The following is an 8,224-nucleotide window of genomic DNA, read 5'->3' as shown; positions in this document are numbered from 1 at the left end:
GTTTCTCAAAAGATTTTGATAATCATGTATCGGCAATCCGTTATTTCATATGGAAGCGAAACCTAGCTTCTCACCCTTACATTTGATACACCGCCCAAATTTTTAGACATGCTCTTAATGATCCTTCAGGAATAAGTACCTAACCCTCTATTACTTTCCGTCTCCTTATAACCCTACTGCCAGGGACGGTAAAACACCCACCGGAGTGTTCACTTAATCTTCGGTACGAACTTGTTTCAAGGGTGGGCCTGGCAACCGATGCCTTGGCCCACTCTTGTTTTTGCGGATACCTTTGGGCGAGAAACAGATCAGATATTAGCGGTTCTCTGGTTCCTTTTACCAAAGCTTTTTAGACACTCTAAAACAAAAGACCTATGTATAAAGCATTGGTGGTCGATGATGAGCCGGATGCGCGCGGGGTAGTCCACAAAACACTGAAGTTGTTTTGTCCGGAAATAGACGAGGTCTTTGAAGCAGAAGACGGTGCTGAAGCACTGACTCTGGCGCGTAAGACCCGGTTTGACCTGGCCTTCTTAGATATCCAGTTAAACGGTGAAGATGGCGTCGATCTTGCCAAGTCCCTGGCCGCTTTTTGCCCAAATATCATTTTTGTAACGGCACACGATGAACATGCGATAAGAGCTTTTCAGACCAATGCCGTTCATTATCTGCTCAAGCCCATTGAACCCGGAGATCTCCGTCAGGCCATCGCCCGGGTTAAGGATCGCACAAAACAAGAAGGTTCGGAATTTACGGATAAGTACAAAAGCATCAGAATTACCACGGGAGGAGTAACGAGAATGATCCCATTTGAGAGTATTATATTTCTAAAGGGTAGTGGAAACTACAGTACGTTTTTTCTGGACACCGGAGAGGAGCTTTTCCTGTCCAGGGGCTTGTCATACTATGAGCAGAAGCTTTTGAAGGAAGGCTTTTTTCGGGTGCATCAATCTTATTTAGTGAATCTCAAGCATGTAAGTGGTGTATCCCATAAAGACACATTGATCATGTTAACTAGTGGAGATTCCGTTAGCCTGTCGAGACGTAAGAAGAGAGAATTCCTGAAGCAGATAGACCGTTTTTACTGATTACTTAATCATCGAAAGGAAAGTAGAAAAGAACCAGTTACTGTCTACTTTAATCAATGCATCTAATGCTGAATCCGCTTTATGGCTGTAAAGCTTCAGGTCTTTAACGACGGTGCGGAACTCCTCTGCATCCTGGTCTTTGCCTTCCACGCCAGTCAGCTCGTCCAGCAAACGGAGCATGGGTTCCAGCTCTCGCTTTTTGCGGGCGATGATGATACTTTTGATCACTTTAGACATATCCTTTTCCGCAACGAAGAACTCTTTTCGTTCGCCGGTGATTAGCTTCTTATGCGCCAGACCCCAGTCTACCAGCATACGCATGTTCGTGTTTACGTTGCCGCGGCTGATCTGCAATTCATTCATTACATCATCGGAGCTCTTTGGCTCGTTGGAGACCAAAAGCAAGGCATGTATTTGTGCCATGGTTCGGGTAACGCCCCAACTACTGCCCAGTGCTCCCCAGGCTTCAATAAATCGTTCCTTTCCTTCTTCAAGTTGCATGCTAAGCAGGTTAAGTCCAACGCGCTAAATGGTTAGTCGGTGCGGGTAATTTAACAACTAAGCCAGAAAGGGGGAGTAAGGTTTTGCGGAAACCACTTTTTTCTACTGCATTAAGGTCTGTCTGGGCGCAACCGCAGGTGCAATGGAAGCTGATACAGCAGTGGAGGCGATGTTTTTTCCTTGCTCTCTGATCTTAGCCTGCACCCGCGTCCGCGCCAAACTCCCTTTCCCCTTTTCCGCCCTTCCCCCTTTACTCCTTTCCCCCTTAGTCCCCAAATCCCGGATGCTTATCGAAAAAACTAGCCAGGGAGACTCTTAAAGTACAATTTAGTGGTCCAACGAAGACTTAAACTATCACAACCCAAAATCATCCCCACATGAATTCACTGAAAGATTTTTTCATTTTTTGCTCCGGAGCTGACCGTACTATTCTTGATCGTGTACCCTCCGATGAGAACAAATACCTTGGAATCGGAGGAACGATATTTTTCACCGGTGTGCTGGCCACCTTGTCCGCCGGGTATGCGCTCTACACCATCTTTGACAGCTACATAATGGCCGTCCTCTTTGGTCTGGTTTGGGGCTTGATGATCTTTAACCTTGACCGCTATATCGTATCCAGTATGAAAAGTAAAGGAGGTTTTGGAGACTTCATGGTCGCCCTGCCTCGCCTTGCCATGGCCATCTTGCTGGCGCTCGTTATTTCTAAGCCGCTGGAGCTGAAGATCTTCGAAAAAGAAATCGATGCGGAGCTGATCGTCATGGAGCAGGAGACGTTCAAAGAGCAGGAGGACCGCGTTAATGCCCGCTTCGCCGGCGGTATTACCGCCGCAGAAAATGAGCTCGCCACCCTCCAGGCCGAGGTGGACGCTAAAACCACCGCCCGGGATGCGGCGGCTGCCGCCGCCCTGGCCGAAGCCGATGGCTCCGGAGGCTCCGGCGTCCGTAACATGGGGCCCATCTATCGCGCTAAAAAGGCCACCGCTGCCCAGGCACAGGCCGAACTCGACGAAACCTTAGCCGCTCTGCAGCCACAAATTGACGCTAAACGCAGCGAGATCACGACGCTCCGCGCCGAAGCTGCCGCCGGCATCACCAGCCTTGAACGCGGGGCCTACGGCGGTATGGCCGCCCGTATTGATGCCCTCGATCGGCTCGGTAGCCGTAGTGACGCCATCCTGATGGCCAGCATCTTCATCACTCTGCTGTTCATCGCCATCGAAACAGCCCCCATCTTCACTAAGTTGATCTCGCCCCGAAGCCCGTATGACCACCTCCTGCACGAGCACGAGCACGTTTACGCCATGGAAGCCAAAGAAAGCATCACGGAACGAACGAATAACGTCAAAAACCGACTGCGTATCCATACCGAAGTTGGGGTTCACCAGACAACGGCGGACATCGCCGCCAAGAAAGCAGAAATCGATGTCGCCCTGCGGGAGCACCGGAAGTCTCTGGGTGACCTGGGGCTGGGGCTGGGGTAGGGCTTATTTTGGTAGACGGTATACGGTATACGGTATACGGTAGTCTACAGACTACAGACTACCGACTACAGACTACCGTCTACAAAACTAACCCATCCACCACCTCCCCCGCCACATCCGTCAACCGAAAGTTCCGTCCCTGGAAGGAGTAGGTAAGCCGTTCGTGGTCAAAGCCGAGGAGTTTGAGCATAGTGGCCTGCACATCGTGAACGTGCATCCGGTCCTTGACGCCGTAGAAGCCAATTTCGTCCGTTTCACCGTAGGTGATGCCCGGGCGGACGCCACCACCGGCCATCCACATCGTGTAGGCTGCGCCGTGGTGGTCACGGCCATAGAATGGCATCGTAACACCGCCGCGGTTTTCCTGCATGGGAGTCCGGCCAAATTCTCCGCCCCAGACGACGAGCGTATCTTCCAGCATTCCACGCTGCTTTAAATCGGTAAGCAAGGCCGTCATGGGCCGGTCAATGCGGCGGCAGCGATCCCGTAAACCGTGGTTGAGGCTGGCGCCCTTATTCGTGCCGTGATCGTCCCAGCCCCAGTTGTAGAGTTGGACGAATCGCACACCGGACTCCACCAGGCGGCGGGCCAGCAGACAATCATTCGCGAAGCCGGAGCCCCCCGGCTGACTTCCATAAAGCGCATGGATATAGTCGGGCTCCTTGCTGATGTCCATCACTTCAGGGACGGAGACCTGCATTTTGAAGGCCATCTCATACTGACGGATGCGGGTCAGGGTTTCGGGGTCTCCGACTTCCTCGTACTGCCGCTGGTTAATTTCGTTGATGGCCGCAATACTGCGGCCGCGTAAATCCCGGCTTATTCCTTTGGGGTCACCCAAGTATAAAATTGGGTCGCCTTCGGAGCGGCATTGTACGCCCTGATGAATAGAGGGCAGAAAACCACTGCCCCAGAGTTTTTTTCCTCCGCTGGGCAACTGCCCTCCCGAAGCCAGGACGATAAAGCCCGGAAGGTTGTCGTTCACCGAGCCCAGACCGTAAGTTACCCACGAGCCGAAGGCCGGCCGGCCGACCCTCGGACTACCTGTATGCATCAGTAGCTGCGCCGGCGCGTGGTTGAACTCATCCGTATGCACGGCTTTCAGGAAGGCTACCTCGTCCACTACTTTGCTAAAGTGTGGCAACAGGTCGGAGACCCAGGCGCCGCTCTGGCCATGTTGCGCAAAATTAGCCTGCGGGCCCAGCATCAGTGGTGTTCCCTGAATGAAAGCAAAACGCTTGCCAGCCAGCAGGGATGCCGGGCAGTCTTTCCCGTGTAGTTCCTCCAGTTTGGGCTTGTAATCGAAGAGCTCCAGCTGAGAGGGGGCTCCGGCCATGTGCAAATAGATCACCCGCTTGGCCCTTGGGGCGTAACGCATGGCCTGTCGCATCGATTCGGGTACCGTACCTTCCGTGCTGCCAGTCGAAGATGAACAGCCGCTAAGCCCCGCCAGCGCGGCGCCGCCTAAGGCGAGAGCACCGTTGCGGAGAAACAGCCGGCGGCTGTTGAGTTGTGCGTTGCGGTAATGTGCTTCTTCGTTTATTTTCATTGTTTTTTGTTTCTAAAGACTACAGAGTAGTCGAACCTCCTTAGACTGGCAGATCCCGTAGGGATCGAACATGTTTAGCCCCGGATGAAGGCGAGGGCGGAGCCATCGCCGTAATCCGGGGACCTACGAGCGCGAAGCGCGAGCATCTCCCCATTAGCGCGCCCTCACGCCTTCGAGATAAACTCATCCAGATTAAACAGCGCATTGACCACCACCGTCAGGGCGGCCAATTCTGCATTTGTACTGCCGACCAGTTCTTCCGCCTCAGTGGGGGAAGTATGGTAGTATACCAATGATTCATTGTAAAGTCGGAGAAGTGCGGTAGCATCGGCTACTGCCGGCGCCTGGAACAGTACTCGTTGATGGGCGGCAGTTATCAATTCTGGATAAGAAGTTTCCGTAGTCATCAAATCTCTCGCCAGCGCATTGGCTGCCTCCACCACAACCGGGTCATTAAGCGTCATCAGGGCTTGCAGCGGGGTGTTGGTGTTCGTCCGCCGCGACAGGCAAACTTCGCGGTTCGGGCCGTCAAAGGTCGTCAGGAAGGGGTGGGGGACACTGCGTCGGAGATAGGTGTAAATTCCCCGACGGTAGCGGTCTTCTCCTTCGCTGGTGATCCACTTCATACCACTGTAAACGACACCATCCCAAAGACCGTCTGGTTGGGGAGGCATAACGCCCGGTCCGTACATTTTATCGCTCAGCAACCCGGATACGGCAAGGATTTGATCCCGCACCTCTTCGGCACTCAGTCGTTTGCGCGGGCCGCGGGCCAGTAGCTCATTGTAGGGGTCTGCGGCGAGTAACGCCGGGCTGGTGGTGGAAGATTGCTGATAGGTCTCCGAAGTAACCATCAGACGGAGAAGTTGCTTCGTGCTCCAACCTAACTCTCCGGAGAATTGCCCGGCCAGCCAGTCGAGGAGTTCCGGGTGGGAAGGCAAGCCTCCCTGGCTGCCAAAATCCTCGAGGGTGGTAACGATACCCTGGCCAAAGAGGGCCGCCCAATAGCGATTTACGGCTACTCGGGCGGTGAGCGGGTTTTCAGGAGCGGTAATCCACCGGGCAAAATCGAGTCGGTTCAGCGGCCTGTTGTGTTCCGCCATGGGCGGGAAAACGGGGGCTACCCCTGGCTCAACCGTGTCAGCGGGCACCAGCCAGTTGCCCGCGGTAAAGATCCGGGTGGTTCGGGCCTGCTCCGCAGGCCGGTCTACCATCACCGGAACGCGAACGGAGTCTTTGGCTTCCAGTAATTCCTGAATGTAGGCCTCTACTTCAGCGTATCCTGCCTGCCCTTCACCGGGAAGTTTTTCCTGGAAGTGAACGCCGTAGATGCCGGCAATTTTTTTGTTTTCGACACCGCTGAATTGGAAGTATAAGTCGTGCTTACCCGCCGTTGGCGGAATTTTAAGTTGCTGGGTGCCGAAGGGCCACTTGCGGGAGGAAAGAGCGGTCTCCAGCAGCAGTGGCCCGTCCAGTGCATCCAGCGTGATGCGCAAGGACAGCCCCTTACTCATGGCCCGGTAAGAGAGGTGGATGGCGGCGATATCGTCCAGAAGTTGCCCTTCCAGGCGGAAGGAATTGTCGTTATGCACGAATAGGAAGTCTTCATCTCCCCGGTCCGTAAAGATGCCTCCGACAACTTCGGTAAACGTTTCGGGACGAAGCCGGGGCTCGCGCATTCGCAGCCGTTTAACCCAATTTTGCACCTGCGTCTGCGCCTCCTTATTCTCATGTTCCCGCACCCAATCTTCCAGCTTTCTGACCTTCTCTTCTTCCGCCGGGAAAAAGGCGATCAGGTTAGGTGCTTCAGAAACGTGGTCATGGTCAGTACTCTGATTGAAGAAGGCGTAGCTGCGATAATATTCCTCGTGTCGGAGCGGGTCATACGGATGGCCGTGGCACTGCACGCAGGCCATCGATGTGCCCAGCCAGACTTCCCAGCTGGTGGCTACCCGGTCCATGATGGTAATGTTTCGGTACTCTTCGTTCGAGGTGCCGCCTTCATCATTACTCAGCGTGTTGCGGTGGAAGGCAGTCGCGAGATATTGATCGGGAGTTGCCTCCGGCAGTAAGTCTCCGGCGAGTTGCTGAAGGGTGAATTCATCGTAGGGCATGTCCTCATTGTAGGCGCGGATTACCCAGTCACGCCAGGGCCAGATTGTCCGGTTGGGGTCTCGCTCATAGCCTCGCGAGTCGGCATAGCGCGCCAGGTCAAGCCATTTGCTGGCCCAGTGCTCTCCGAAGGCCGGGCTTTGCAAGAGCGCATCAACGGCCTCTTCGTAGGCTTCCGGCCGATCGTCTTCCAGAAAGGAAAGCATCATTTTTTGGCTTGGCGGCAGCCCCGTTAAGTCAAAGCTAAGCCGGCGAAGGAGATCGCGTTTTTGGGCGCGGGGCGCAGGTGCAAGCTTCTCTTTTTGGAGCCGGGCGCGGACGAAGGCATCGATCGGATGCTGGATACCAACAGTAGTGGATGTAGGCACCTCAACCTCTTTGACGGGTAAGTACGCCCAATGCTCCTCCCACTCCGCTCCCTGGCGAATCCATGTTTCGATCAACTCCGTTTCTTCCACGGTGAGCGGGGCGTGCTCGAGAGGCATCCGTAGCTCCGGGTTGTCGTGTTTGATCCGGACAACAATCTCACTCTTCGCCGGCCGACCCGGAACGATGGCGAATTTACCGCTACTGGTTTCTCCCAAGGCATCCTCCCGGAACACAAGCCCAAACCCACCGGACTGTTTCACTCCACCGTGGCAGGCAATGCACTTCTCGTTAAAAATAGGTCGGATGCTGTCGTTATAACTGATCCGCTCTTCATGGCTGCAACTACCCGCTGCCAACCACAAAGTCAGCAGGACGGGGAAGAATGAAAGGAGGAGAAGTCGCTGCATTATTCAGGGGTGTTTTCGGATAACTGCTCCCCAATATAAGGACTTTGCCTACCTTAACCGTCCATGAAGTTTTGTTCCAACTGCGGCTCCGGTCAGATTACACTCCAAATCCCGCCAGGGGATAACCGGGAGCGTTTTGTCTGCCCTGCTTGCCAAACGATCCACTATCAGAACCCCAACATTGTGGCGGGGTGCCTGCCCGTTTGGGAGGATAAGGTCCTGCTCTGTCGCCGTGCCATCGAGCCTGCCCACGGCCTGTGGAACGTCCCCAGCGGTTACCTCGAAAATGGAGAGTCCGTCGCCGATGGTGCCCGCCGGGAAGTATGGGAAGAAGCCGCCGCCCGGGTGAAAATTGACTATCTGATCAGTCTCTATAACCTGCCGAAAATCAACCAGATCTACCTGCAGTTCGTAGGTGAATTGGTGGACGGCGCCTTTGGCGTCGGCGAAGAAAGCCTGGAAACAGCCCTGTTCACCGAAGCCGATATTCCCTGGAAGGAGATGGCCTTCACCTCTTCTGTCTTTACGCTTAAGCGCTATTTTGAAGACCGGCGGACGGGCGTTAAACGTTTGCATCGGGCGGATTATCCGGCGGTATAAGGTTGCTATATTAGTAATGTTGCCAGTCAGTGACGGTTATCGAGACGCTTTGCGTCGAGCGCGAACGGGGCCGAAGGCTCCCGGAGCGGCTTAGTGTGGTAACTCCCTATGTGG

At 54.4% G+C, this 8,224-nt stretch carries 6 protein-coding genes; 3 read left to right on the top strand and 3 right to left on the bottom strand.

The features are described from left to right. Positions 1-374: 374 nt before the first annotated feature. Complete coding sequence (locus BM123_RS16560) at positions 375-1,088, top strand: LytR/AlgR family response regulator transcription factor (RefSeq protein WP_090170575.1); 714 nt, start codon at positions 375-377, stop codon at positions 1,086-1,088. Here the strand turns inward: BM123_RS16560 and BM123_RS16555 are convergent, their stop codons facing one another. Next, the gene (locus tag BM123_RS16555) at positions 1,089-1,589 is read right to left on the bottom strand and encodes a GbsR/MarR family transcriptional regulator (protein WP_090170573.1); all 501 of its coding nucleotides are present in this window, start codon (positions 1,587-1,589) and stop codon (positions 1,089-1,091) included. It lies immediately after the preceding gene. Positions 1,590-1,966: 377 nt separating this feature from the next. Between BM123_RS16555 and BM123_RS16550 the strand changes: the two genes are divergently transcribed. Further along, a complete protein-coding gene (locus tag BM123_RS16550; RefSeq protein ID WP_090170572.1) occupies positions 1,967-3,073 on the top strand; it encodes a DUF4407 domain-containing protein in 1,107 nt (368 codons plus the stop codon). Between the two features lie 79 nt (positions 3,074-3,152). On the opposite strand, the gene BM123_RS16545 is transcribed toward BM123_RS16550, so the two are convergent. After that, positions 3,153-4,622, bottom strand: coding sequence for a DUF1501 domain-containing protein (locus tag BM123_RS16545; protein WP_090170570.1), 1,470 nt, complete (start codon positions 4,620-4,622; stop codon positions 3,153-3,155). Positions 4,623-4,786: 164 nt separating this feature from the next. Further along, positions 4,787-7,510 carry a DUF1553 domain-containing protein gene (locus tag BM123_RS16540; protein WP_090170568.1) on the bottom strand — a complete coding sequence of 908 codons (2,724 nt, stop codon included), beginning with the start codon at positions 7,508-7,510 and terminating at the stop codon, positions 4,787-4,789. A 63-nt stretch (positions 7,511-7,573) separates the two neighbouring features. Here BM123_RS16540 and BM123_RS16535 point away from each other — a divergent pair, with 63 nt between their 5' ends. Beyond that, positions 7,574-8,110, top strand: coding sequence for an NUDIX hydrolase (locus BM123_RS16535; RefSeq protein ID WP_090170566.1), 537 nt, complete (start codon positions 7,574-7,576; stop codon positions 8,108-8,110). Positions 8,111-8,224: the final 114 nt, after the last annotated feature.

This window comes from Neolewinella agarilytica, from assembly GCF_900110645.1.
Classification (GTDB): domain Bacteria; phylum Bacteroidota; class Bacteroidia; order Chitinophagales; family Saprospiraceae; genus Neolewinella; species Neolewinella agarilytica.
The sequence above is the reverse complement of the archived record's forward strand: the minus strand, read 5'-3'. Positions and strand labels throughout refer to the sequence as shown.

Coding starts and splice junctions, on each gene's coding strand:
- BM123_RS16555 (WP_090170573.1), bottom strand. CDS start 1,589: ATGCAACTTGAAGAAGGAAAGGAACGATTTATTGAAGCCTGGGGAGCA.
- BM123_RS16545 (WP_090170570.1), bottom strand. CDS start 4,622: ATGAAAATAAACGAAGAAGCACATTACCGCAACGCACAACTCAACAGC.
- BM123_RS16540 (WP_090170568.1), bottom strand. CDS start 7,510: ATGCAGCGACTTCTCCTCCTTTCATTCTTCCCCGTCCTGCTGACTTTG.
- BM123_RS16535 (WP_090170566.1), top strand. CDS start 7,574: ATGAAGTTTTGTTCCAACTGCGGCTCCGGTCAGATTACACTCCAAATC.
- BM123_RS16560 (WP_090170575.1), top strand. CDS start 375: ATGTATAAAGCATTGGTGGTCGATGATGAGCCGGATGCGCGCGGGGTA.
- BM123_RS16550 (WP_090170572.1), top strand. CDS start 1,967: ATGAATTCACTGAAAGATTTTTTCATTTTTTGCTCCGGAGCTGACCGT.